At 65.7% G+C, this 24,987-nt stretch carries 23 protein-coding genes; 8 read left to right on the top strand and 15 right to left on the bottom strand.

Features of this window, described 5'->3' with window-relative positions:
* The first annotated feature begins 188 nt into the window (after positions 1 to 188).
* Positions 189 to 2,102: a gamma-glutamyltransferase gene (ggt, locus tag AC24R4_RS11920; RefSeq protein WP_487523172.1), complete on the top strand. Its 1,914-nt coding sequence runs from the start codon at positions 189 to 191 to the stop codon at positions 2,100 to 2,102.
* A gap of 72 nt (positions 2,103 to 2,174) precedes the next feature.
* On the opposite strand, the gene AC24R4_RS11915 is transcribed toward ggt, so the two are convergent.
* From AC24R4_RS11915 to AC24R4_RS11900, 4 genes are all read right to left on the bottom strand, one after another.
* Positions 2,175 to 3,179 carry a Bug family tripartite tricarboxylate transporter substrate binding protein gene (locus AC24R4_RS11915; protein WP_153947616.1) on the bottom strand — a complete coding sequence of 335 codons (1,005 nt, stop codon included), beginning with the start codon at positions 3,177 to 3,179 and terminating at the stop codon, positions 2,175 to 2,177.
* A gap of 298 nt (positions 3,180 to 3,477) precedes the next feature.
* Entirely contained in the window at positions 3,478 to 4,554 is a 1,077-nt protein-coding gene (locus AC24R4_RS11910; protein ID WP_400394099.1) for a phosphotransferase, read from the bottom strand.
* Between the two features lie 66 nt (positions 4,555 to 4,620).
* The gene (locus AC24R4_RS11905; protein ID WP_400394097.1) at positions 4,621 to 5,400 is read right to left on the bottom strand and encodes an oxepin-CoA hydrolase, alternative type; all 780 of its coding nucleotides are present in this window, start codon (positions 5,398 to 5,400) and stop codon (positions 4,621 to 4,623) included.
* A gap of 81 nt (positions 5,401 to 5,481) precedes the next feature.
* Positions 5,482 to 7,005, bottom strand: coding sequence for a 3-hydroxyacyl-CoA dehydrogenase (locus AC24R4_RS11900; RefSeq protein ID WP_400394095.1), 1,524 nt, complete (start codon positions 7,003 to 7,005; stop codon positions 5,482 to 5,484).
* 176 nt (positions 7,006 to 7,181) lie between these two features.
* Here AC24R4_RS11900 and AC24R4_RS11895 point away from each other — a divergent pair, with 176 nt between their 5' ends.
* A complete protein-coding gene (locus tag AC24R4_RS11895) occupies positions 7,182 to 7,823 on the top strand; it encodes a glutathione S-transferase (protein ID WP_400394093.1) in 642 nt (213 codons plus the stop codon).
* A 92-nt stretch (positions 7,824 to 7,915) separates the two neighbouring features.
* Here the strand turns inward: AC24R4_RS11895 and AC24R4_RS11890 are convergent, their stop codons facing one another.
* Positions 7,916 to 9,094: a pyridoxal phosphate-dependent aminotransferase gene (locus AC24R4_RS11890; RefSeq protein WP_400394091.1), complete on the bottom strand. Its 1,179-nt coding sequence runs from the start codon at positions 9,092 to 9,094 to the stop codon at positions 7,916 to 7,918.
* Positions 9,095 to 9,142: 48 nt separating this feature from the next.
* Positions 9,143 to 9,691 (bottom strand): putative toxin-antitoxin system toxin component, PIN family, encoded by a 549-nt coding sequence (locus tag AC24R4_RS11885; RefSeq protein ID WP_400394089.1) that lies wholly within the window; start codon positions 9,689 to 9,691, stop codon positions 9,143 to 9,145.
* 40 nt (positions 9,692 to 9,731) lie between these two features.
* Between AC24R4_RS11885 and yaaA the strand changes: the two genes are divergently transcribed.
* The gene (yaaA, locus tag AC24R4_RS11880; protein ID WP_400394087.1) at positions 9,732 to 10,517 is read left to right on the top strand and encodes a peroxide stress protein YaaA; all 786 of its coding nucleotides are present in this window, start codon (positions 9,732 to 9,734) and stop codon (positions 10,515 to 10,517) included.
* Between the two features lie 18 nt (positions 10,518 to 10,535).
* Complete coding sequence (locus AC24R4_RS11875; protein WP_400394085.1) at positions 10,536 to 11,693, top strand: M14 family metallopeptidase; 1,158 nt, start codon at positions 10,536 to 10,538, stop codon at positions 11,691 to 11,693.
* Positions 11,694 to 11,768: 75 nt separating this feature from the next.
* Here the strand turns inward: AC24R4_RS11875 and AC24R4_RS11870 are convergent, their stop codons facing one another.
* The 3 genes from AC24R4_RS11870 to AC24R4_RS11860 form a co-directional block, all read right to left on the bottom strand.
* Positions 11,769 to 12,557 (bottom strand): BspC domain-containing protein, encoded by a 789-nt coding sequence (locus AC24R4_RS11870; protein WP_487523171.1) that lies wholly within the window; start codon positions 12,555 to 12,557, stop codon positions 11,769 to 11,771.
* Between the two features lie 252 nt (positions 12,558 to 12,809).
* Positions 12,810 to 13,682, bottom strand: a complete 873-nt coding sequence (locus AC24R4_RS11865; protein ID WP_400393694.1) for an N-formylglutamate amidohydrolase — start codon at positions 13,680 to 13,682, stop codon at positions 12,810 to 12,812.
* 18 nt (positions 13,683 to 13,700) lie between these two features.
* Positions 13,701 to 14,687 (bottom strand): Bug family tripartite tricarboxylate transporter substrate binding protein, encoded by a 987-nt coding sequence (locus AC24R4_RS11860; RefSeq protein WP_400393696.1) that lies wholly within the window; start codon positions 14,685 to 14,687, stop codon positions 13,701 to 13,703.
* A gap of 199 nt (positions 14,688 to 14,886) precedes the next feature.
* On the opposite strand from AC24R4_RS11860, the gene AC24R4_RS11855 reads away from it, so the two are divergent.
* Positions 14,887 to 15,789, top strand: a complete 903-nt coding sequence (locus AC24R4_RS11855) for a LysR family transcriptional regulator (RefSeq protein ID WP_153947628.1) — start codon at positions 14,887 to 14,889, stop codon at positions 15,787 to 15,789.
* A gap of 39 nt (positions 15,790 to 15,828) precedes the next feature.
* Here the strand turns inward: AC24R4_RS11855 and AC24R4_RS11850 are convergent, their stop codons facing one another.
* Genes AC24R4_RS11850 through AC24R4_RS11840 form a run of 3 tightly spaced genes read right to left on the bottom strand, consistent with a single transcriptional unit; the run spans position 15,829 to position 18,515 of the window.
* The gene (locus AC24R4_RS11850) at positions 15,829 to 17,004 is read right to left on the bottom strand and encodes a vWA domain-containing protein (RefSeq protein ID WP_066738865.1); all 1,176 of its coding nucleotides are present in this window, start codon (positions 17,002 to 17,004) and stop codon (positions 15,829 to 15,831) included.
* A 13-nt stretch (positions 17,005 to 17,017) separates the two neighbouring features.
* On the bottom strand, positions 17,018 to 17,611 hold the full coding sequence (locus tag AC24R4_RS11845; protein ID WP_400393699.1) for a GNAT family N-acetyltransferase: 594 nt from the start codon (positions 17,609 to 17,611) through the stop codon (positions 17,018 to 17,020).
* A 19-nt stretch (positions 17,612 to 17,630) separates the two neighbouring features.
* On the bottom strand, positions 17,631 to 18,515 hold the full coding sequence (locus tag AC24R4_RS11840; protein ID WP_400393700.1) for an AAA family ATPase: 885 nt from the start codon (positions 18,513 to 18,515) through the stop codon (positions 17,631 to 17,633).
* A 506-nt stretch (positions 18,516 to 19,021) separates the two neighbouring features.
* On the opposite strand from AC24R4_RS11840, the gene AC24R4_RS11835 reads away from it, so the two are divergent.
* A complete protein-coding gene (locus tag AC24R4_RS11835) occupies positions 19,022 to 19,366 on the top strand; it encodes a c-type cytochrome (protein WP_066738862.1) in 345 nt (114 codons plus the stop codon).
* 13 nt (positions 19,367 to 19,379) lie between these two features.
* A complete protein-coding gene (locus AC24R4_RS11830) occupies positions 19,380 to 19,778 on the top strand; it encodes a c-type cytochrome (protein WP_400393702.1) in 399 nt (132 codons plus the stop codon).
* Between the two features lie 161 nt (positions 19,779 to 19,939).
* Here the strand turns inward: AC24R4_RS11830 and aroG are convergent, their stop codons facing one another.
* Positions 19,940 to 21,019 (bottom strand): 3-deoxy-7-phosphoheptulonate synthase AroG, encoded by a 1,080-nt coding sequence (aroG, locus tag AC24R4_RS11825; RefSeq protein ID WP_153947633.1) that lies wholly within the window; start codon positions 21,017 to 21,019, stop codon positions 19,940 to 19,942.
* 475 nt (positions 21,020 to 21,494) lie between these two features.
* On the opposite strand from aroG, the gene AC24R4_RS11820 reads away from it, so the two are divergent.
* Positions 21,495 to 22,550, top strand: coding sequence for a class I SAM-dependent methyltransferase (locus tag AC24R4_RS11820; RefSeq protein WP_487523170.1), 1,056 nt, complete (start codon positions 21,495 to 21,497; stop codon positions 22,548 to 22,550).
* A gap of 66 nt (positions 22,551 to 22,616) precedes the next feature.
* Here the strand turns inward: AC24R4_RS11820 and tldD are convergent, their stop codons facing one another.
* Together tldD and AC24R4_RS11810 are read right to left on the bottom strand one after the other, a co-directional pair.
* Positions 22,617 to 24,077, bottom strand: a complete 1,461-nt coding sequence (gene tldD, locus AC24R4_RS11815; protein WP_153947635.1) for a metalloprotease TldD — start codon at positions 24,075 to 24,077, stop codon at positions 22,617 to 22,619.
* Positions 24,078 to 24,146: 69 nt separating this feature from the next.
* On the bottom strand, positions 24,147 to 24,971 hold the full coding sequence (locus tag AC24R4_RS11810; RefSeq protein WP_400395258.1) for a carbon-nitrogen hydrolase family protein: 825 nt from the start codon (positions 24,969 to 24,971) through the stop codon (positions 24,147 to 24,149).
* Positions 24,972 to 24,987 lie beyond the last annotated feature (16 nt).

Genomic DNA, 24,987 nt, shown 5'->3' with positions numbered 1-24,987 from the left:
GCAGATGGGGTTGAGTTAAATGGACAAAATATGGTGCCGCGCTGGCCATGCCGTGCCGCCGGGCCGGCCGGCGTCGGCCGCATAGGAAAAATTGCCCCGAAACGCAAGGCTGGCTTTCAGACGATTCGCACATCCATCAGCCTTTTTCGCCGCTACAATCGCCGGAGATTTCCACCAGGAGACACGGCATGACTGAAGCAGTGGCACCCCGTTCCGCGGACCCGACCGCGCATCATTCCGATTCACTGCGCTGGCGTGGCGCGCTGGCCGTGGCACTGACCGCGCTGCTGGCGGCCTGCGGTACGCCGGACAAGGGCACCGGCGCACCCGCCGCCTCGGCCACGCCGGCTTCCGCGCCCCCCGCGCAGGCGGCGATGCCGCCGGCGCCCGAAGTGTCGTCGGGCTATCGCCCGGACATGACCACCACCTACGCGCAGAAGCACATGGCGGCGGCCGCGAATCCGCTGGCCACCGAGGCGGGCCGCGAGATCCTGCGGGCCGGCGGTTCGGCCATCGACGCGGCCGTGGCAATGCAGGCCGTCCTGACGCTGGTGGAGCCGCAAGCCACCGGCATCGGCGGCGGCGCGTTCATCATGTACTGGGACGGCAAGCGCGTGCAGGCCTACGACGGCCGCGAAACCGCGCCGGCCGGTGCCACCGAGAACCTCTTCATGCGCGCCGACGGCAAGCCGATGGAATTCTCGGAAGGCCAGATCGGCGGGCGGTCGGTGGGGGTACCGGGCGTGCTGCGCGCGCTGGAGATGGCCCATCGCGAGCACGGGCGCCTGCCCTGGGCGCGCCTGTTCCAGCCGGCCATCCGCCTGGCGGACAAGGGCTTCCCGATGTCGCAGCGGCTCTACACGCAGGTGGCGGCCGACAAGTTCATGGGCGGGTCGCCCGAGATGACGGCCTACTTCCTGGACGCGCAGGGCAAGGCCAAGCCGGTGGGCACGATGATCAGGAATCCGCAACTGGCGCAGACGCTGCGCGAGATTGCGAAGAGCGGTCCGAATGTGTTCTACAACGGGCCGATCGCGCGCGATATCGCGGCCAAGGTCAACGGCCATCAGAACGCGGGCAGCCTGTCCGAGGCGGACCTGAAGGGCTACAAGGCCAAGGTGCGCGTGCCGGTGTGTACCGACTACCGGCAGTACAAGATCTGCGGCATGCCGCCGCCGTCGTCGGGCGGCATTGCCATCGCCCAGATCCTCGGCACGCTGGAGGCGCTGGAAAAGCGTGACCCGCGCTACGCGCTGGCCAGCCTGAAGCCGACCAAGGTTGACCTGCCGTCGCTGATGGAGCCGAATCCGCTGGCCGTCCACGCCATCGCCGAAGCCGACCGGCTGGCCTATGCGGACCGCGGCCTCTATGTGGCCGATGCCGATTTCGTGCCCGTGGACGTGGCCGCGATGGTCAATCCCGACTATCTGGCCGAGCGCGCGGCGCTGATCGGTGACCAGAGCATGGGCAAGGCGCAGCCGGGCACGCCGCCGGGCGTGAAGGTGTCGTTCGCGCCGGATCGTTCGCCGCCGCGCATTTCCACGTCGCAGATCGTGGCCGTGGACAATCGTGGCGGTGCGCTGTCGATGACGACCACCATCGAGTCGTATTTCGGCTCGCACATCATGGTGCGCGGCTTCATGCTCAACAACCAGCTGACCGACTTCTCGTTCACGCCGACCGAAAATGGCAAGCCGGTGGCCAACCGCGTGCAGCCGGGCAAGCGTCCGCGTTCGTCGATGGCGCCGACGCTGGTGTTCGACCGCCAGAGCGGCAAGCTGGTGGCCGCGCTGGGTTCGCCGGGCGGCTCGCAGATCATCGAGTATGTGTCGAAGACGCTGGTGGGCCTGCTCGATTGGGACATGGATGTGCAGCAGGCCGTGGGCATGGCCAACTTCGGCAGCCGCAACGGCCCCACCGAGGTGGAGCGTGGCCTGGTCACGCCGCAGCTGGTGCAGGCGCTGAAGCAGCAGGGCCATCAGGTGGCCGAGATCGAGATGACCAGCGGCACGCAGGCCATCATGCGCAAGACGGTCAACGGCAAGGCAGTCTGGGCCGGTGGCGCGGACCCGCGCCGCGAGGGCGTGGCGCTGGGCGACTGAGTCGCGTGGCGAAATAGAAAACGGGCGCGACATTCGCGCCCGTTTCGGTTCTACGTCTTGTGACTGCCGGATTTATGCGTCCAGCTTGACCCCCGCCGCCTTCACCACTTGTGCCCAGCGTTTTTCCTCGGCCTGGAACCACTTGGTGGTGTCGGCCGGGGACATCGTGACGACCTCGGCGCCCTGGCCGGCCAGGTTGGCGCGGATCTCCGGCGTGCGGATGATCTTCACCAGCTCGGTGTTGATGCGCTGGACCAGCGCATCGGGCATGCCGGCCGGCGCCATCACGCCTTGCCAGGTCCCCGATTCGAAATTCGGCACGCCGCTTTCGGCAATCGTCGGCGTCTGGCCGACCAGCGCCATGCGGGTGCGCTTGGACACGGCCAGCAGCTTGAGCTTGCCCGATTGCACGTGCGGATAGGTGGCCAGCATGCCGTTCATCAGTACCTGGGCGGTACCGCCAACCGTATCGGCAATCGCCTGCGCGCCGCCCTTGTAGGGCACGTACTGCCAGCCGGCCTTGGTGGCCTGTTGCACGGCCACGCCGGCCAGATGCGGGGCGCTGCCGATGGCGGTGACCGCAAAGTTCAGCGACTGCTTGTGCGACAGTTCGACCAGTTCCTTGAGGTTGTTGGCCGGTACCGACGGATGCACAACCAGCAGGTGCGGCGAATAGGCCAGCATGGCCACGCCCTTGAGATCCTTGTCAGGGTTGAATGTGAGCTTGGTATAGACCGAGGGGGTAATCGCCAGCGCGCCAACGTCGCACAGCAGCAGCGTGTGGTTTTCGGTGCCGGCCTGCGCCACCATGGCGGCGCCGATGTTGCCGTTGGCACCCGGGCGGTTGTCTACCACGATCGGCTGGCCCAGTGCTTCGCCCAGCTGCTTGCTGATCAGGCGCGCGATGATGTCCGACGAACCGCCGGCGGGATAGGGCACCACCAGGCGGATCGGCCGGGTTGGCCACTTGTCCTGTGCCCAGGCCGAAGCCGGTGCCAGGATGCCGGACGTGCCCACGGCACCAAGAGCCGCAAGGCCCGGAAGCTGGCCAAGGAATTGGCGGCGAGAAGAGGTCATGCTGTGTCTCCAGTCAACACTTATCATCAGTCGTCGTACAACGATGGACGCAGTGTAGGGCCGCTTTTCGATTGGGTCTATCGGGAAAACACGTAGGTAGCGGCCGGCAAATGTCACAACAATGCGGGCGGCGGGACGCTGGTGCAGGGCTGGGGCACACTGCGAAAAAGCAGGATAGGCTGCGCGTTCGTGCTCAGTTGTCTGATGACATGGGGCGGAGGGGTGACGTTTGCTCCCCTTCCCAGCAGTGGGGAAAGGGAGCAGGGGAGCAGTGACCGGCAGGCGGGAGGGGGGCCGCTCAGGCCCCCGACTTCTTCGCATACTCCCAGCCCATCTCGGCCATCGGCCGGGCGCGCTTGCCGGCGTCGAGGGCCTGCGCGGACGATGCCGTGCCGTCCACCACGCGCTTCATGATGCCCTGCAGGATGCCGGCGATCCGGAACATGCTGAACGCGAGGTAGAAATTCCAGTCGCCGGTGATCTGGCGGCCGGTGCGCTGCTCGTACATGCGGCGATAGGTGGCCTCGTCGGGAATGCCCAGGCCCTTGTGGTCCAGCCCGGCGATGCCGCGGAACTGGCCCGGCGCGATATGCCAGCTCATGCAGTGGTAGCCGAAGTCGGCCATCGGGTGGCCCAGCGTGGACAGTTCCCAGTCCAGCACGGCCAGCACGCGCGGTTCCGTCGGATGGAACATCAGGTTGTCGAGCCGGTAGTCGCCGTGGACGATGCTGGTCAGGTCCAGGTCTTCCTGCGGAATATGCTCGGGCAGCCAGGCAATCAGCTGGTCCATGGCCGGGATCGATTCGGTCTCCGACAGCTTGTACTGCTTGCTCCAGCGTTCGATCTGGCGCTGGAAGTAGTTGCCGGGCTTGCCGTAGTCGGCCAGGCCGATGGCCTTGTAGTCCACCGAGTGCAGCGCGGCGATGACGCGGTTCATCTCGTCATAGATCGCACCGCGTTCGGCCGTGGTCATGTCGGGCAGCGACTGGTCCCACAGCACGCGGCCGCTGACGAATTCCATGATGTAGAACGCGCGGCCGATCACGTCTTCGTCCTCGCACAGCGCGTACATGTGGGCTACGGGCACGTCCGTGCCGGCCAGCGCCTTCATCACGCGGTATTCGCGTTCGATGGCGTGGGCGGACGGCAGCAGCTTCGATTTCGGGCCCGGCTTGGCGCGCATCACGTAGGTCTGGCCCGGCGTGATCAGCTTGAACGTGGGATTGGACTGGCCGCCCTTGAACTGCTCGACGGTCAACGGGCCGGCAAAGCCCTCGACATGCTCGCGCATCCAGGCTTCCAGTGCGCCCACATCAAAACGCTGCTGGTCTGCCACGGGGCGCGTACCTTCAAAGTGCGATACGTTGCTGCTCATCTTTGTCTCTCTCCGCAGTGTCTTTATTTTGTGATCATTGTCGAAGGCGCATTACAGGTGTGACGATTACCTGTAATTCGGCTTGCGCTTCTCAAGGAACGCCGTAATACCTTCGCCGCCGTCCTTGTGATGGAGCGCGGCCACGAAGCTGTCGCGCTCTGCGGCCAGGTGTTCGGTCAGCGTGGCGCTGCCGGCATGGTTGATCAGCGATTTCATGCCGCGCACGGCGTTGGGCGATTCCTTGGCCAGGTTTTCGGCGATGCGCAATGCCTCGGTCAGCGCATGGCCCGGCTGCACCACGCGGTTGACGATGCCGAAGTGCGCCAGCCGGGCCGGGTCCACCGGCTTGCCTTCCATCAGGATTTCGCTGGCCAGCTGGCGCGGCAGCATCCGCGCGATTTCATACGAGCCACCGCCGTCGGGGGTCAGGCCGACCTTGACGTAGGCCATCACGAACTTGGCGTCGCTGGCGGCCACCACGTAGTCGCAGGCCAGCACCAGCGAGAACCCGGCGCCCGCGGCGGGGCCTTCCACGGCGGCGATGATCGGCTTGGGAAAGGCGTGGAACGATTCGATCCACTGATGCAGCGTCTCGATGCTCTCGGCCTGCACCGACGGCGGTTGCGAGCGGTTGCCCAGCAGGCGGTTCAGGTTGCCGCCCGCGCAGAACACACCGTTGGCCCCGGTCAGCACCACGGCGCGGATCGAGTCGTCGCGGGTGGCCACGTCAAGGGCTTCCTGCGATGCGGCGTAGATGTCTGGGTGCAGCGCGTTGCGCGCCTCCGGGTTGGAGATGGTCAGCACGAGCGTCGCGTCGACGCGTTCGGACAGCAGCTGGGCAGTCATGGCAGCCTCGTTATCTTGGAACGAATTCTTGATGCAAATGCACAAAGGGCGCCCCGTGTCTCTCGCGGGGCGCCCACTCGATCAGGCTTCTTCGGTCAGCAGCGACAGGCCCAGGCCGGCGCGGCGCCACAGCCACGGGCTCGGACGGTAGCGCATGTCGCCGGTCAGGCGGTTCATGTTGCGCAGCACTTCCAGGATCACAGCGGCGCCGATCGTGTCGCCCAGCGCCAGCGGGCCCTTCGGGTAGCCCAGGCCCAGGTTGACGGCCAGGTCGATATCGGTCGGCGTGGCGATGCGTTGCTGCGCGATGTCGCTGGCGATGTTCACGATGCAGCCGATGATGCGCTGGGCGATGAAGCCGGCCGAATCGCGGATCACGGTCACGGGCACGCCATCGCTGGCGAACAGGCCGTGCGCGGCGTCGCGGGCGGCGGCGCTGGTGGCCGGCGTGGTCATCAGCGTGCGGCGCTTGGTGGCTTCGAACGGCAGCAGCGTGTCGATGGCCACCACGCGCGTGGCGTCGAGGCCTTCTTCCAGCGCGGCGGTGGTGGCGTCCAGGCCCAGCGGGGTGACCACGATCAGCGCATCGGCGGAAGGCTGGTTGCCCGCCTCGACGGTCACGCCCAGCGCGGTCAGCAGCTTTACGGTCATGGCATGGCCGCGTTCGTTGGCGCGGCTTACCCACACGCTGGCCGGGCGGGCATCGGGCACCGGCCTTGTGGCGGGCACCTGCTTCTGGCCTTCGGGGTATGCGTAGAAGCCGGCGCCGGTCTTGCGGCCCAGCAGGCCACCCACCGAACGCAGCGCCGTGATCGGCGACGGGCGGTAGCGCGGCTCCTGGTAGAACTGGTTGTAGATCGATTCCATCACCGGGTGCGACACGTCGAGCCCGGTCAGGTCCATCAGCTCGAACGGGCCCATGCGGAAGCCGGCCTGCTCGCGCATGATGTTGTCGATGTCGACGAACTCGGCCACGCCTTCCTGCGCGGCCTTCAGGCCCTCGATGTTCATGCCGCGGCCGGCATGGTTCACGATAAAGCCCGGCATGTCCTTGCAGCGCACCGGCGTATGGCCCATGCGGCGCGACAGCGCCATCAGGCGGTCGCCCACGGCCGGGTCGCCGGACAGGCCATCGATCACTTCCACGACCTTCATCAGCGGCACCGGGTTGAAGAAGTGGTAGCCGACCACACGGCCCGGCTGCTTCGCACCCACGGCGATGGCCGTGATCGACAGCGACGAGGTGTTCGACGCGATCACCGCGTCTTCACGCAGGATGGCTTCGAGCTTGGCCACCAGCTCGCGCTTGACGTCCAGGCGTTCGACGATGGCTTCCACCACCATGTCGCAGCCGGCCAGGTCTTCCAGCGCGCCGGCGGCCTTCACGCGGGCCAGCGCGGCGTCGCTGTCGGCGGCGCTGATCTTGCCCTTGTCGGCCAGCTTGGCAAAGGTATCCTGCAGATACTGGCGCGCGGCGGCCACGGCCTGGGCGTTGGTATCGAACAGGTGTACGGTCAGGCCTGCCTGCGCGGCGATCTGGGCGATGCCGCGGCCCATGGCGCCAGTGCCAACGATGCCGAGCGTCTGGATAGTGGAATTGCTCATTGTTGGTCCAAAAAAGTTGTGGCTAAATTAGCACGATCGTACGTTTTCTGCACCTTTCGCGACAGAGGCGCCGCGCATGCGGCGTGCGCTGATCGGCCAAGTCTGGCAGGGCAGACAGCGGCGGTGCGGCCCCGGGCCGACACCGGCGATTCCATCCCAATTCGGAGATAGACGACATGCTGAAGCTCTGCGGTTTTGCCGCCAGCAACTACTACAACAAGGTCAAGCTGGCGCTGCTGGAAAAGAACCTGCCGTTCGAGGAAGTGCTGGCCTGGATTGGCGAGACCGACCTGTCGGCATCGCCGCTGGGCAAGGTTCCCTACATCATCACCGATGCCGGCCCGCTGTGCGAGTCCGAAACCATCGTCGAATACCTGGAAGCCACCTACATTCAGGCGCCGCTGCTGCCGCAGGACCCGTTCCAGGCCGGCAAGGTGCGCGAAATCATCACGTTCCTGGAGCTTTACCTGGAGCTGACCGCCCGAGAGCTGTACGCCGAAGCGTTCTTCGGCGGCAAGGTCAGTGACCGCGTCAAGGAACGCCAGCGCAACCTGCTGGACAAGTACATCCCCGCGTTCGGCCGTCTGGCGAAGTTCTCGCCATATATCGCCGGCGACTCGTTCACGCTGGCCGACTGCGCCGCCGTGTGCCATCTGCCGCTGATCTCGTCCTGCACGAAGATCATCTACGGCGAAGACCTGCTCGCGGGCCTGCCGGTCAAGGATTACCTGAAGGCGATGGCCGAGCGGCCGACCGTGCAGAAGGTCAACGCCGAACGCAAGGCCAACACCGAGCTGATGCTGAGCCGGAACAAGTAACGCGCCAAATTAAGCAAAAAGCCCCGCGGCGGGAAGCCAGCGGGGCTTTTCTTCATGGCGGGGATGCGCGGCGCTTATAGCCGCCCGGCCGGTCAGAGCCTGGCCAGCCGCTCCAGCGCCAGCTTGAGCGTGTCTTCCTTCTTGGCGAAACAGAAGCGCACCACGCCCGATTCGCGCGGCGCGGAATAGAACGCCGATACCGGAATAGCCGCAACGCCAATTTCGCGCGTCAGCCACATCGAGAAATCGGCCTCGCTCATATCGGAAATGGCCGAATAGTCGACGCACTGGAAGTATGTGCCGTCCGACGGCAGCAGCTTGAAGCGCGTATCGGCCAGCCCGGCGCGGAAGTAGTCGCGCTTGGCCTGGTAGAAGCCGGCCAGGTCCAGGTACGGCGCCGGGTCGGCCATGTAGTCGGCCAGGCCGTGCTGCACCGGCGTGTTCACCGTGAACACGTTGAACTGGTGCACCTTGCGGAATTCGTTCATCAGCGCGGCCGGCGCGGCCACGTAGCCGACCTTCCAGCCCGTGACGTGATAGGTCTTGCCGAAGCTCGACACCACGAAGCTGCGGCGCGCCAGTTCGGGGTGGCGCGACACCGATGCGTGCTGCTGGCCGTCGTAGACCATGTGTTCGTAGACCTCGTCGGACAGCAGCAGGATGTCGGTGCCGGCCAGCAGGTCGGCCAGTTGCCGCATGTCTTCCGCGCGCCAGATCGTGCCGGTGGGGTTGTGCGGCGTGTTGATCATGATCATGCGCGTCTTCGGCGTGATCGCGGCGGCCAGCTTGTCGAACGGGATGCGGAACAGCGGGGCTTCCAGCCGCACCGGCACGGCCTTGGCGCCGGCCAGTTCGATCGACGGCAGGTAGCTGTCGTAGCACGGCTCCAGCACGATGACTTCGTCGCCGGGGTGCACGGCGCACAGGATGGCCGTCAGCAGCCCCTGCGTGGCGCCGGCCGTGACCGTGATTTCGGTGTTCCAGTCGTACTGATGGCCGTACAGACTGGCGATCTTGCCGGCGATGGCCTGGCGCAGCTTCGGCACGCCGGCCATCGGCGGGTATTGGTTGTGCCCCGCGCGCATCGCGCCGGTCACGGCATCGACGATGCGCGGGTCGCAATCGAAGTCCGGAAAGCCCTGGCCCAGGTTCACGGCGTTCTTTTCGGCGGCCAGCGCCGACATCACGGTGAAGATCGTGGTGCCCACGTTGGGCAGGCGCGACAGCGGCGGATTCAGCGGATTCAGCGGGGCGAGGGTCGATTCGGACATGACTGGACGGAAACGGAATAGGACCGGGCAGGAAACCAGAGCGACATTCTAGCGGGGATCGCCGGCCGGGGCGGGCGCGACGGCTCCCGGCGCGCCGGCGGCCTCGGCGGCGGTCTGCGCGGCCAGCCAGCCCGTGAAGGCCAGCGGTGTCAGCACGTCCACACCGCTGGTGCGGCGCAGGCGGCTCCTGAGCTTGAGGACGGCCTTGTCCTTGGACACCAGCAGCACCGCCCGCGCAAAGTGCGCCAGCTCGATGAACTTCTGGTCGTCGGTGTCGCGGCACCTGGGCAGGCGGATGGCGCCGGCGTCGGCCGGTTCGGGCGCCGGGGCCAGCGTGGTCAGGCGGTCCACCTCGGCCAGCGCGGCGTCGATATCGACCGCGAACCGGGCAAATTGCGGATAAGCCAGCACCCGGCGCAGTTCCTCGCGGCAGTCGGCCCGGATGACCGGCGCGATGGCGCCCGAGGCCAGCGCGGCGCGGATCGGCTCGACGTGCGGATCGCGGAAGACCAGCAGGTCGACCCAGACATTGGAATCGAGGACGACCCGGGGGGCGGAGGTGCCGGGCAGGGCGCCGGCGGTGACTTCAGTGGGCATTCGCTACAATCTCAGCTTTGTTTCTGCCCGCGATTTTGCCATGCTCATCGTCCTGTCTCCCGCCAAGTCCCTGGACTACGAGACACCGCCGCGCGTCAAGACCCACACGATGCCGCGCTTTATCGACCGTTCCGCCGCGCTGATCGAGCGCCTGCGCAAGCTGGCGCCGCAGGATGTGGCGTCGCTGATGGATATCTCCGACAAGCTGGCCGTGCTGAACGTGACGCGCTATGGCGACTGGTCGCCCGAATTCACGGCCGCCAACAGCAAGCAGGCCGTGCTGGCCTTCAATGGCGACGTCTACGATGGCCTGGACGCCAAATCGCTGTCCACCGACGATCTGGCGTTCGCCCAGAAGCACATTCGCATCCTGTCCGGCCTCTACGGCGTGCTGCGCCCGATGGACTGGATGCAGCCGTACCGCCTGGAAATGGGCACCCGCCTGGACAACGCCGCTGGCCGCGACCTATACGCGTTCTGGGGCGACGATGTCACGAAGCTGCTCAACAAGGACATGGCCGACCTCAAGCACGAGGGCGCGCCCACGCTGGTGAACCTGGCGTCCGAGGAGTATTTCAAGGTGGTGCGCCCCAAGGTGCTCGACGCCCGTGTCATCACGCCGGTGTTCGAGGACTGGAAGGGCGGCCGCTACAAGATCATTTCGTTCCATGCCAAGCGCGCGCGCGGTACGATGGCCCGCTACGCGGTCACGCACCGGGTCACCGACCCGGCGCAGCTCAAGCGGTTCAAGGAAGACGGCTACGCGTTCGACAAGGCGGCTTCCGACGATGCCCGCTGGGTTTTCCGCCGCCGCCTGGAAGACTAGGAACAAAGGACAAATTCAATGACCTCGGCACTCCCTACCTCGGCACTCCACGTTTCCTCGCGGTTCGATTCGGGCGCGATTGAAGTCGTGGCCATCGATCGCGCCGACGACATCCGCCTGCGCATCCGCGCCGATTCCCACGCCGATTTCCGCCAGTGGTTCCACTTCCGGCTGCAGGGCGCGGCGGGCCAGGCGTGCCGGCTGAAGTTCCTGAACGCCGGCGAGTGCACGTATCCCGACGGCTGGCGCGACTACCGCGCCGTGGCGTCCTACGACCGCGCGCACTGGTTCCGGGTGCCGACGCAGTACGACGGCACCACGATGACCGTCGCGTTCACGCCCGAACACGACAGCGTGTGGCTGGCGTACTTCGAGCCGTATTCCGACGAACGGCACCTGTCGCTGCTGGCCACGTGCCAGCGGTCGCCGCTGGCGAAGCTGACGCACCTGGGCAGCACCGTCGATGGCCGCGACCTGACCTGCGTGACGCTGGGCCAGCCGGGACCGGGCAAGAAGACGATCTGGGTGATCGCGCGCCAGCATCCTGGCGAAAGCATGGCCGAGTGGTTCTGCGAAGGCGTGCTGCAGCGCCTGACCGGCACCGGCGCGTGGCAGGGCGATCCGGTCGCGCGCAAGCTGCTGGACCGCGCCGTGTTCCATATCGTGCCGAACATGAATCCGGACGGTTCGTCGCGCGGCAACCTGCGCACCAACGCGGCCGGCGCGAACCTGAATCGCGAGTGGATGCAGCCGAGCGAGGAAACGAGCCCCGAGGTCTACCACGTGCGCCGCGCGATCGAGCGCACCGGCGTGGACCTTTTCTTCGACATCCACGGCGACGAGGCGCTGCCGTACAACTTCGTGGCCGGCAGCGAGATGCTGCCCGGCTTTACCGACGCCCAGCGCGAGCAGCAGTCACGCTTTATCGAAGCGTTCAAGCGCGCCACGCCCGACTTCCAGGACGTGCACGGCTACGCCGCCAGCAAGTACAACGCCGACGCACTGAAGCTGGCCTCGAAGTACATCGGCCATACCTTCGGCTGCCTGGCGCTGACGCTGGAAATGCCGTTCAAGGACAATGCCGACCTGCCCGACGCGGCCGTCGGCTGGAACGGCGCAAAAAGCGCGCTGCTGGGCACGGCCATGCTGCAGGCGATCCTGGAGTATCTGGGCTGAGGCAAGGCCCTCTGCGCATCCCTCCCACCTGTGGGAGAGGGATGCGGATATCGACAGCGCCACAGCGCCACAGCCTCAGTTCTTCTTCTTCGTCTTGGAGGAGGAAGACGTGCTCTTGGCGCTCGCCGTCGATTTGGTCGTCGATTTGGTCGTCGACTTCGACGCAGACGATGTCTTGGCGCTGCTCTTGCCCTTCTTCTTGCTGTGCGACGCCGCCGTGGGCACCGCCGGCGCTGCCGCCGGCTCGGTGATCGTGTCGCCGTTGCTGTCGAGCAGCTCGTAGGCCAGCATCATCCCCTCGTTGTAGCCGCAGCGCACCTTGACCGGTTGCCACTGGGCCTCGCCCTTGCGCTTGTGCGCCGTGGCGTTGAAGGTCACCACCGAGCTCACGGGCACCGCCTGCTTGCCGGGCGAGAAGCGGCCTTCCCAGCGTTCCTCGGCGGCCTGGCCGGCCGACAGCGCGCCGGTGGGGATCTTCAGCGCGTCGTAGGACGCCGAACGCGGCACCACCCAACTGGCATGTGCGGCGCAGTCCGCCACGTCGGCCGTGGCATTCTCCGACTTCATCAGCTGCTCGCGCATCTGCGCGCGATACTCGGCCAGGCTCACGCGGCCCTTGTCGGGCAGCGTGACCGTGGTGGTCGGCGGATTCTTGTTGACGACGGGCGGTGGCTTGACGCCAGCGGCGCTGGCCGGAGCGGTCGATGCGGTGGCGGGCGTGCCGGCCGGCGTGGCCGGGGCGGCGGCCTGGGCGGTGTCGTCGGTCGGCGCGGTGGCGCAGCCGGCCAGCGCGATCGCGCCTGCCACTGCGGCAGTCAGCAAGCGAAGCTGGCTGCCAAACAGTCTGGAAATTCGTTTGATCACGGGATCGTCTTTGCCTGATTCAGCAAGGAGGGTTGGTGAAGGATTGCCATGATAGAGGAAAGCCTGCCGGCGAAGTTCCTAAATCTTGTTACCCTTCGTTCTAACTGCTTACAACTTGCGCGCATCAGGCGCTATTACCTGTGCGCGGTAGCAGATGTCCCAGTGCTCATGCAACTCAGGCGAACCCCGAGACACGCAAGTGACGTGTCCCGGGGCACCGGGCGCCATTGCAGCGCCCGTTCCGGACGTGTCTCAGAACGTGCTGGCGAAGCGCAGCAGGTCGTCCATCAGCGCGTTGAGGTCGCGCTTGAGCTTGTCGAAGCCGGCCGAGTGGGTCAGGCCCACCTCGTCCATGTAGAGCTTGCGGTTGACTTCGAGCTGCAGGCTGTGGCGGTTGGCATGCGGCTGGCCCACCACGCGCACGATCTCCACCCCCTTGTAAGGATGATTGCGCCACACGTCGTAGCCCATCTCCTTGAGCACCGCTTCCACGCGATCGGTGAAGCGCGTGTCGCACGTGGTGCCGTCGCGGTCGCCCACGACGAAGTCCGGATGCTGCAGGCCCGGATGCTCGGTCGCGAACTTCGCGGCCTCGCTGGGCATCGAGTGGCAGTTGATGTGGAACACGCGGCCATGGCGCGCCACGGCGGCGTCCGACAACTTCTGCAGCTGCGCGTAGTACGGCAGGTAGTAGTTGTCGATCCGTGCCTGCAGCTCCGCCACGCTCAGCTTGCGGTCGTAGATCGGCTCGCCCGTGTCCAGCACGCGCCAGACCAGCCCCTTGCCCAGGCGCGTCTTGGACGTTTCCTTCTTCAGGCCCGGCCAGGGCGCGTCCAGCAGCGCCGCGTCGATTTCCTCCAGGCCGCGGTTGGCGTCGAGGTAGCTGCGCGGGCATCCCGCGGCCAGCAGCGGGATGCCGCGTGCCGGGGCATCGGCGTAGAGCTGTTCCACGAACGTGTCTTCGGCCTGCCGCAGCAGCGGCAGGGGCAGGTTGGCGGCGTAGCGGAAATCCGCCGGGTACGTGGTGCAGCTGTGCGGTGAGTCAAGAAAGAGCGGGCCGCTCTCGCCTTCCGGCATCTGCAGGAAGTACGGGCTTTCCGCGGTCTTTCGTTCTGCTTCGGTCATACGAACTGCCGGTGAGGTTTAATCCAGGGAAATCTTGGCGGCGGCTGCCACCTTCTTGTTCTTGGCCACTTCGGTGGCGATCTGCTGCGCAAAGTGCTGCGGCGTGTCGCCCACCGGGGTCGCGCCCAGCTTTTCGAGCTTGGCCTTCACCTCGGGCATGGCCAGCACCTTGATGGCGGCGGCGTTCAGCTTGGCCTGGATATCGGCCGGCAGCTTGGCCGGGGCGATCAGGCCAAACCAGGCGGCGTCGTTCACTTCGGGCAGGCCCAGTTCGGCGAAGGTCGGCACGTTCGGCAGGGCGGCCACGCGCTTGGGCGCGGCCACGGCCAGCGCACGCAGCTTGCCGCCTTCGATGAACGGCAGCGACGACGGCAGGTTGTCGAACAGGATCTGCACCTGGCCGGCCAGCGCGTCGTTCAGCGCCGGGCCCACGCCCTTGTACGGCACGTGCAGCAGTTCGGTCTTGCTGCTCATCTTGAACAGCTCGCCCATCATGTGCGACACGCTGCCGTTGCCGGCCGAGCCATAGGCCAGCTTGTTCGGCTCGGACTTGGCCAGCGCGATGAACGACTTCATGTCGGTGGCCTTCACGCCCGGGTGGATGCTCATCACGTTCGGCACCGACGCCAGGTTCGTGATCGTCGTGAAGTCCTTGGTGGCGTCGTACGACAGGCGCGGGTACACGGCCGGATTGATGCCGTGCGTGGAAGCGGTGGCAATGCCCAGCGTGTAGCCGTCCGGCGCGGCCTTGGCCAGGTAGCCGGTGCCGATGCTGCCGCCGGCGCCGCCGCGGTTATCCACGACCACGGCCTGGCCCAGCTGCTGGCCCAGCTTGTCGGCGACGATACGCGCGACGATATCGGTGGTGCCGCCGGCCGGGAACGGCACGACGAGCGTGATCGGCTTGGTCGGGTACGAGCCCTGGGCAAAGGCGGGGAGGGTCAGGCCGGCGGCAGCAAAGGCAGTGGCGGCGGCCAGGATCTTGAGCAGGGGACGGCGTTGCATCGAAAAGGAATCCGGTCGAAAGGTAAGGGAAAGGAGAGTGAGGCGGTCTCTGCGGACCTGATGGGAAGCCTCGAATGTGTGCAACTCGGGAGCCATGCAAAAAATTGTGCGTCCTGATTCTGCGCGCCAATGCAACTTCGTAGCAAACGATTTAAAATCCCTAGCTCATTCCATTTGGTATTGAAGTTAGGGGTGCAGTATGCGGCGCTTGTGTCCGTCGATGACCGAGCTGATGGCCTTCGAGGCAGCGGCTCGCCATAGCAGTTTTACGGTGGCGGCGCGCGAACTCCATGTGACGCAGGGCGCGGTCAGCAAGCAGGTGCGGAGCCTGGAGGCGTTCCTGGGCGTGGAATTGTTCGAGCGGGTGCGCCAGCGGCTATTGCTGACCGAGGCGGGGGCGCGCTATCTGGAGCGCATCGGGCCCAGTCTCGGCGAGATCGAGGCCGCCAGCGTGGAACTGATTGCACGCCAGGGGCGCGGCGGCATCCTGCATATCGCCAGCATGCCCACGCTCGGTGCGAAGTGGCTGATTCCGAGGCTGCCGCAGTTCTTCGCCAGGCATCCGGAGGTCACGCTCGAATTCGTGCCCCATGCGCAGGGCTACGACTTTTCCCAACCCGATCTCGATGCGGCCATCCGCTTTGGCGACGGCGTCTGGCCGGGCAGCCTGGCCGATTACATGACCGGCCGCGAGGTGCTGCCGGTCTGCCGGCCCGGGCTGCTCGGGCACGAACCCGATGGCGTGGCCCGGACGCCGGCCGCGCTGCTCAGATACCCGCTGCTGCACCATACGACCGTGCCCGAGGCATGGCCGGACTGGCTGTCGGAACTCGGTGTATCGACGAGGCAGGCGTGGAGCGGGGCGCGTTTCGACCAGTTCACGCTGCTGACGCAGGCAGCCATGTCCGGGCTGGGCATCGCGCTGATCCCGCGCTGCCTGATCGAGGAGGAACTGGCCACCGGCACGCTGACCGTGGCGCACCCGGCGCGCGTGCTGGCCAGGAAGGGCTACTACCTGTGCTATCCGGAGCAGAAGGCCCACCTGCCGGCGTTGCTGACGTTCCGGCAGTGGCTGATGGAAGGCGTTGACGTGGTGGCGTGACCGGCCGGCCGCGCCCCCGCCACCGGCCCATGACTGCCATTACTTCGACAGCACCTTCATCGCTTCTTCCAGCCCCGCCAGCGTGACCGGATACATGCGGTTCTTCATGATCTGGTTGATGACCGTGATCGACTGGCGGTATTGCCACAGGCCTTCCGGCTCGGGATTGAGCCAGACAAAGCGCGGGAACTGCTCGATCATGCGATTGAGCCAGACCGCGCCCGCTTCGGGGTTGTTGTACTCGACCGAGCCGCCGGGCTGCAGGATTTCGTAAGGGCTCATCGTCGCGTCGCCGACGAAGATCACCTTGTAGTCCGGCGTGTACTTGTGCATCAGATCCCACGTGGCGATCTTTTCCGCGTGGCGGCGCCGGTTGTTCTTCCACACGTAGTCATACAGGCAGTTGTGGAAGTAGAAGTATTCCAGGTGCTTGAACTCGGTCTTGGTGGCCGAGAACAGCTCTTCCACGCGCTTGATGTGGTCGTCCATCGAGCCGCCCACGTCCATCAGCATCAGCACCTTGACCTTGTTGTGGCGCTCGGGCCGCAGCTTGATGTCGAGCATGCCCGCGTTGGCCGCCGTGGAGTGGATGGTGTCGTCGAGGTCCAGCTCGGTATCGGCGCCCTCGCGTGCAAACCGGCGCAGGCGGCGCAGCGCCACCTTGATGTTGCGCGTGCCCAGTTCCACCTGGTCGTCGTAGTCCTTGTAGGCGCGCGATTCCCAGACCTTGATCGCGGTGCGGTTGCCCTTGGACGGCCCGCCGATGCGGATGCCCTCGGGGTTGTAGCCGCCATGGCCAAACGGCGATGTGCCGCCGGTGCCGATCCACTTGTTGCCGCCTTCGTGCTTTTCCTTCTGCTCTTCCAGCAGCTGCTTGAGGCGCTCCATCAGCTTGTCGAGCCCGCCCATGGCTTCGATCCTGGCCTTCTCCTCGGCGGACAGTTCACGCTCCAGTGTCTTCTGCAGCCAGTCCAGCGGGATGTCGCTCTTCCAGTCCACCAGGCTTTCCACGCCCTTGAAGTACGCGGCGAAAGTCTGGTCGAACTTGTCGAAGTGCTTCTCGTCCTTGACCAGCGTCATGCGGGACAGGTAGTAGAACTCGTCGATCGACGGCGAGATGACCTGCGCCCGCAGGGCTTCGAGCATGGTCAGGTATTCCTTGACCGATACCGGCAGCTTGGCGTGGCGCAGCGAGAAGAAAAAGTCGATCAGCATGGCTTGACTCCGATCAACGCGGACGTTCGAGCTGGTATTGCAGATGCGCGCGCACCGTGGGCCATTCGCTGGCGATGATCGAGAAGACCACCGTGTCGCGCAACGATCCATCGGGCATGCGCAGATGGTTGCGCAGCACGCCGTCCTGCTTGGCGCCCAGGCGCGCGATGGCCGCGCGGCTCTGGTGGTTCATCCAGTGCGTGCGGAATTCCACGGCGATGCAGTCGAGTGTCTCGAACGCATGGCGCAGCAGCATCAGCTTGCACTCGGTGTTGAGCGCGGTACGCTGCACGCGCTTGGCGTACCACGTGGAGCCGATTTCGACGCGGCGGTTCTTGCCGTCGATATTCATGTACGTGGTCATGCCGGCCACCCGGCCATCGGCGGCGAGCACCGTGAACGGCTGCATCGAATCCTGCGCCTGCAGGCCCAGGCGGCGCTCGATCTCGGCGGCCATACCCTCGGGTGTGGGCACGCTGGTGTACCACAGGCGGAACAGTTCGCCGTCGGCGGCGGCCTCGCGCAGGCCGGACAGGTGCCCGGCCGACAGCGGCGCCAGCGTGGCGTGTTGCCCGGTCAGCGTGACGGGCTGGACGAACTTTGTCATCGTCATTCGCCTATGTCGGTCAGCGGTTGGCGCGGTTCATGAACACCAGGCGCTCGAACAGGTGCACGTCCTGCTCGTTTTTAAGCAAAGCGCCATGCAACGGCGGAATGGAGGCCTTGCGGTCGGGGCTGCGCAATGCCTCGGCGGGGATGTCCTCGGCCATCAGCAGCTTGAGCCAGTCGATCAGTTCCGACGTGCTGGGCTTCTTCTTCAGGCCCGGCAGGTTGCGCATTTCATAGAACGCCTCCAGCGCCGCGGCCACCAGCTCGCGCTTGATGCCGGGGTAGTGGACGTCAACGATCTGCTGCATCGTTTCGGCGTCGGGGAACTTGATGTAGTGGAAGAAGCAGCGGCGCAGGAACGCGTCGGGCAGTTCCTTTTCGTTGTTCGACGTGATGATGACCAGCGGGCGATGGCGGGCCTTGATCAGTTCGCGCGTCTCGTAGACGTAGAACTCCATGCGGTCCAGTTCGCGCAGCAGGTCGTTCGGGAATTCGATATCGGCCTTGTCGATCTCGTCGATCAGCAGCACCACGGGCTGCTCGGCTTCGAAGGCCTGCCAGAGCACGCCCTTGACGATGTAGTTCTTGATGTCGTGGACGCGGTCGTCGCCAAGCTGGGAGTCGCGCAGGCGCGACACCGCATCGTATTCGTACAGGCCCTGCTGGGCCTTGGTGGTCGACTTGATGTGCCACTGCAGCAGCGGCATGCCCAGCGCGGCGGCCACTTCCTCGGCCAGCATGGTCTTGCCGGTGCCGGGCTCGCCCTTGATCAGCAGCGGGCGCTGCAGCGTGCGCGCGGCGTTGACGGCCAGCTTCAGGTCGTCGGTGGCCACATACTGGGCGCTACCTTCGAACTTGACCTGCTGGGACGGATTGGCGTTGGCGTTGGCGGAGGTGGACATGAGGCAACCTGGGTGTATCGCTGCCGGCCTGCCAGGCAGGCCGGTCGAATGACAATGGGAAACAACAACCGGCTGGGCCGAAATCGTGCAACAACGGGCGGCAACAACCCCAGATTCGGCCGGAATGGGCCAGTATAAGAGCAGATCGACATTCGCGTTCAGTGGGGCTCACCCCAAGGCGCACGCCGTGGACTGGCGCGTGCACGCTGCGGTACAATGCGCCGGTTTGACGCGCCCCCCAGTCAATATCCTCCTCACGCCCGGCAGTTCTGTCACCAGAGACATGGCAGATCACCGGGAGGCGGCAACAGCGCGAGATGGTTGCAGAATGGTGTTAGAGCACCGCGGCACATCAGCATATCGCCCCGGCTGCGCCTTTGTCTGACCGGCTTCGCCCGTGGCAGATCTCCGGCAATCCGCTCCCCATCCCCATTCGTAGCACGCCGTCTGGCGCCCCAGCAGGGGCAGGTCACACGCGGTTTAACACTTCCCAATCAGCTACGAAAATGAAAAAGCTCCTCACGATGGTAGTGTTGGGCGCGGCCGCAACGGCAGCGCATGCCCAGGACAAGGGCAATGTCGACACCGCCCGCGACAAAGTGGCCATGTGCATCGGCTGCCATGGCATTCCGGGTTATCGTGCGTCGTTCCCCGAGGTCTATCAGGTGCCCATGCTTGGCGGCCAGAGCGCCAAGTACATCGAGAACGCGCTGCACGGCTACAAGAAGGGTGATCGCAAGCATCCGACCATGCGGGGGATTGCCGACAGCCTGTCCGACCAGGACATCGCCGCCGTGGCTGCGTATTACTCGCAGCAGAAGGGCGACACGCAGAACAATCCGCTCAAGTAAAAGGCCCCTGATCATGAAGATGCTGAAAGCTGTTTCGTTCGTGCTGGGTGCCGTCGCGCTTGGCGTTACTGCCATGTCCGCCTCGGCGGCCGATATCGCGGCCGGCAAGGCACTGGTGGAAAAGGGCGGCTGCGTGGCCTGCCACGGCAAGGACCTGAACGCGCCGATTTCGCCCGACTATCCGAAGCTGGCTGGCCAGCATCCGGACTACCTCTATCACGCGCTGGCGTCCTACCAGGTCAGCGGCAACCCGCTGGTGGGCCGCACCAATGCCATCATGGCCGGGCAGGTGAACAGCAACCCGGCCGTGACCGGCAAGGACGGCAAGCCGCGTCCGTTCACGCGCGCCGAACTGCGGGATATCGCCGCCTATATCGGTTCGCTGAAGGGCGACCTGGTGCTGAAGAAGTAAGCGCCCGCACGTTACCCTGTTACCCTGTTACCCTGTTGCCCCGTTACCCTGTTGCCGTCGCCCAGCGAAAGCCGCCCTCCGGGGCGGTTTTTTGTTGACGCGCGCCCAAAAAACAACGCCGACCCGAAGGTCGGCGTTGCCGCTTGTCGCATGACAGCCAATCAGTTGCCGCTGCCCGTGGCCAGGCGGCGCTGCTTCACCGCATTGGACAGCGTTTCCAGGATCGACAGCGAATCGTCCCAGCCGATGCAGGCGTCGGTGACCGACTGGCCATAGGTCAGGTTTTCCACCGGCGTGCCCTGGACGTGGTCCTGGCGGCCGGCCACCAGGTGCGATTCCACCATGACGCCGATGATGCGCTGGTCGCCACCGGCCACCTGGCGGCCGATGTCCTCGCAGACCGGCAGCTGGTTTTCATGCTTCTTGCTGCTGTTGGCGTGCGAGGCATCGATCATCAGGCGCGCGGCCAGGCCGGCCTTCGAGATGGCATCGCAGGCTTCCGCCACGCTGGCGGCGTCGTAGTTCGGCGTCTTGCCGCCGCGCAGGATGATGTGGCAGTCCTCGTTGCCCGACGTCGACACGATGGCCGAGTGGCCGCCCTTGGTCACCGACAGGAAATGGTGCGGCTGCGAGGCGGCCTTGATCGCATCGACGGCGATCTTCACGTTGCCGTCGGTGCCGTTCTTGAAGCCGACCGGGCACGACAGCCCCGACGCCAACTCGCGGTGCACCTGCGATTCCGTGGTGCGCGCACCGATGGCGCCCCAGCTGACCAGGTCGGCAATATATTGCGGGCTGATCATGTCCAGGTACTCGGTGCCGGTCGGCACGCCCATTTCGCTGATGTTCAGCAGCACTTCGCGTGCGGTGCGCAGGCCGTCGTTGATCTTGAAGCTGCCGTCCATGTGCGGATCGTTGATCAGCCCCTTCCAGCCCACCGTGGTACGCGGCTTTTCGAAATAGACACGCATGACGACCTCGAGCTCGCCCGCGAAGCGGTCGCGCTGCACCTTGAGCAGCTTGGCGTATTCCAGGGCCGCGCGCGTGTCATGGATCGAGCACGGTCCGATGATGACGATCAGGCGGTCATCCATGCCATGCAGGATCCGGTGCATGGCCTGGCGGGCGCCATAGATCACGTCGGACGCCGCCTCGGAGCAGGCGAACTCGCGGATCAGGTGCGCGGGCGGCAGCAGTTCCTTGAGTTCTCGAATACGCAGGTCGTCGGTGTTCTTCAGCATGATGGCTCCGGGTCTTGTGAGGTCGTGGGTCTGGTTGGGGTTCTGCGTGGCGACCGGCGGGCATAAAAAAACCGCCAGGTTCGCTGGCGGTTTCTTTGTATTCAGGGCTGCCTACAGCTGTCCCTCTCTATCCGCCAGCGGTGTGAGATGCCAAAAGAAGTAAAAGTAAAACTTGGCGGACATGGCGGAAATCGGATCGGCTGTAGCGAGCTTGTGTCGGTTTTACGCTGATGCGTGAAATTTATGCTGCGGCGCGAGAGAGCTGGGCATTTTATTGCGCCGCAATCCCGAAAACTGGCGGGTGCGGTCGCCGCCCGCGCGACAACGAAGCATCTTTATAGCGCGTTTCCACGGCGCTGGCAAGCGGCAGGTGCAACAGATTTAAGCAAATGCAGAGTGTCCCTGCTGCCTATATTGGTATTGCGTGCTGCCGCGCGCACCGAACAAGAAAAGTGGAGCAGGGGAGGTGCCGATCATGTCTGTCGATGAAAAAAAGCTGAACGCCTTCATGGAGCGGTTCGTCCAGGATCTGGGCGCCGTGATGCACGCGGCGACGGTGGTGGTGGGCGACGAGCTGGGCCTGTACAAGGCCATGGCGGAAAAGCCGATGACGGCGGCCATGCTGGCCGAAAAAACGCGCACCGACCCGCGCTACCTGCGCGAATGGCTGTCGGCGCAGGCCGCCAGCGGCTATGTCGAATACGACGCGGCCACCGACATGTTCTCGCTGACCGAAGAGCAGGCGTTCGCGCTGGCGCAGGAGGGCAGTCCCGCCTTCATTCCGGGGGCGTTCCAGATTGCCGTGGCGCAATTTCGTGCCATCCCGAAGATGATCGATATTTTCCGAAATGGGCGTGGCCTGGGCTGGCACGAGCACGATCCTGCCCTGTTCCATGGCACGGAGCGGTTCTTCCGGCCCGGCTATGCCGCGCATCTGGTCAGCGAGTGGATACCGTCGCTGTCGGGCATGGAAGCCAGGCTGGCGGCCGGGGCTGCCGTGGCCGATGTCGGCTGTGGCCATGGCGCTTCGACGATCATCATGGCGCAGGCCTTCCCGCTGGCCACCTTTCGCGGATTCGACTACCACGAGCCGTCGATCCGCCATGCCGCCGAAGCCGCGCGCCGCGCCGGCGTGGGCGACCGCGTGACCTTCGAGGTGGCGTCGGCCAAGGATTTTCCGGGCGCCGGCTACGATCTGGTGACGGTATTCGACTGCCTGCACGACATGGGCGATCCGGTGGGCGCCGCGCGCCATATCCGGGACGCCCTGAAGCCAGACGGCTGCTGGATGATCGTCGAGCCGTTTGCCAACGACAACCTGCAGGACAACCTGAACCCGGTGGGGCGCGTGTTCTATTCGGCGTCGACGTTCATCTGCACGCCGGGGTCGCGTTCGCAGGAAGGGGCCATGTGCCTGGGCGCGCAGGCGGGCGAGGCGCGCCTGCGCGGCGTGGCGGAGCAGGGCGGCTTCCACGGCTTCCGGCGCGCGGCGCAGACGCCGTTCAACCTGGTTTTTGAGGTCAGGCCCTGATCGCGACGGAAAAAGAAAACGGCCGCTGATGCGGCCGCTTGTCTAAAGGTCAGGCAGTCCGGGCCATCAGGCCGTGCCGCCCACCGTCATGTTCTCGATGCGCAGCGTGGGCTGGCCCACGCCGACCGGCACGCTCTGGCCTTCCTTGCCGCAGACGCCCACACCCGAATCCAGGCGCATGTCGTTGCCGATCATCGTCACGTCCTTCAGCGATTCGGGGCCGTTGCCGACCAGCGTTGCGCCCTTGACCGGGTACGTGATCTTGCCGTCCTCGATCATGTAGGCCTCGCTGGCCGAGAACACGAACTTGCCGTTGGTGATGTCCACCTGGCCGCCGCCGAAGTTCACGGCATACAGGCCACGCTTGACGCTGGCGATGATTTCCTGCGGGTCGCGGTCGCCGTTCAGCATGTAGGTGTTGGTCATGCGCGGCATCGGCAGCGCGGCGTAGCTTTCGCGGCGGGCGTTGCCGGTGACCGGCATCTTCATCAGGCGCGCGTTGAGCGTGTCCTGGATAAAGCCGGTCAGGATGCCGTCCTCGATCAGCGTGGTGCACTGGGTCGGGTTGCCCTCGTCGTCCAGATTCAACGATCCGCGGCGGTTCTCGATGGTGCCGTCGTCCACCACGGTCACGCCCTTGGCGGCCACGCGCTCGCCCATCCGGCCGGCGAAGGCCGACGAGCCCTTGCGGTTGAAGTCGCCTTCCAGCCCATGGCCCACGGCTTCGTGCAGCAGCACGCCGGGCCAGCCCGGGCCCAGCACCACGGTCATTGCGCCGGCCGGGGCGGGACGCGCCTCCAGGTTGACCAGCGCGGACGCCACGGCCTCGTCCACGTACTTGCGCAGCAGGTCGTCGGTGAAGTAGCCATACGCGTAGCGGCCGCCACCACCGGACGAACCGATCTCGCGGCGGCCGTTCTGTTCGGCAATGACCGTGACCGACACGCGCACCAGCGGGCGCACGTCGGCGGCGATCACGCCGTCGCTGCGCGCCACCAGCACCACGTCGTATTCACCGGCCAGGCCGGCCATGACCTGCACCACGCGCGGGTCCTTGGCGCGGGCCAGCTTCTCGATCTTTTCCAGCAGCGCCACCTTCTCGGTGGCCGTCATCGAATCGAGCGGGTCGTTGGGCGCGTAGAGGTTGCGGCCCGTATGCGACGCCATGCTGCCGGCCACCTTGACGCGGCCGCTACCGGCGCGGCCGATCGTGCGCGTGGCCGCGGCGGCCTGCGACAGCGCAGCCAGGCTGATGTCGTCCGAATAGGCAAAGGCGGTCTTGTCGCCCGATACGGCGCGCACGCCCACGCCCTGGTCGATGCTGAAGCTGCCCGACTTGACGATGCCTTCCTCCAGGCTCCACGCCTCGTTGCGGGTGTGCTGGAAGTACAGGTCGGCGTAATCCACCTTGTGCGTGAAGATGTCGGCCAGCACGCGCTGGAGCGTGGCCTCGTCAAGGCCGTACGGTGCCAGCAGCAGCTGTTGCGCGGTGGCCAGGTTGCGAATTCCGAGATCTCCGGCGTTCATGATTGTCCTTGTCTTGAACCCCATGGCGACCCGGGCCACGGGGAAATGCAAACAGTAATGCCCTGAATCCTACAGTACGCGATGGCGCAGTGCCGGCAGGTTCTGACGCACTTCGGCCAGCCGGGCCGGATCCACCACGCCCGACACCACCCCTTCGCCTTCGGGCAGCACGGCCATCAGTTCACCCCACGGGTCCACCAGCATCGAATGCCCCCAGGTGCGGCGGCCGTTGTCATGCTTGCCGCCTTGTGCAGCAGCCAGCACATAACATTGATTTTCGATGGCGCGGGCGCGCAGCAGGATTTCCCAGTGGGCTTGCCCGGTGGTGTAGGTGAAGGCGGCCGGCATCAGAATCAAGCTGACGCCTTCCCGGTCCTTTGCCAGCCCCCGGTACAGCTCGGGAAAACGCAGGTCGTAGCAGATCGACATCGCCACGCGGCCACAGGGTGCATCGAACGCCACGGGCGTCTTGCCGGCCAGGATCGTGCGCGATTCGTCGAAGTTCTCGTCGCCCTTGGTAAAGCCGAACAGGTGGATCTTGTCATAGCGCGCCACGCGTGCCCCGTGCGGGTCGAAGGCCAGCGACGCGTTGTAGACGCGATTGTCGTCTGCGCACCACATCGGCAGCGTGCCGCCCACCAGCCAGATCCGGTGCCGGCGCGCGGCATCGGCCAGGAATCGCTGCACCGGGCCGTCGCCGTCGCGCTCGCGGATGGCTACCTTGTCCGATTCATGCCGGCCCATCATGCAGAAGTACTCGGGCAGCAATACCAGGCCGGCACCGCCATGGGCGGCTTCCGCGATCAGCGCGTCGGCGCGGGCAAGGTTGTCGTCGAGCGACGTGCCCGTCACGGTCTGGATGGCGGCGACGCGGAACGGATTGGCTGCGGTCATCGTGGCTTCCTGTATC

Source organism: Cupriavidus sp. CER-90 (assembly GCF_057652055.1).
The sequence above is the reverse complement of the archived record's forward strand: the minus strand, read 5'-3'. Positions and strand labels throughout refer to the sequence as shown.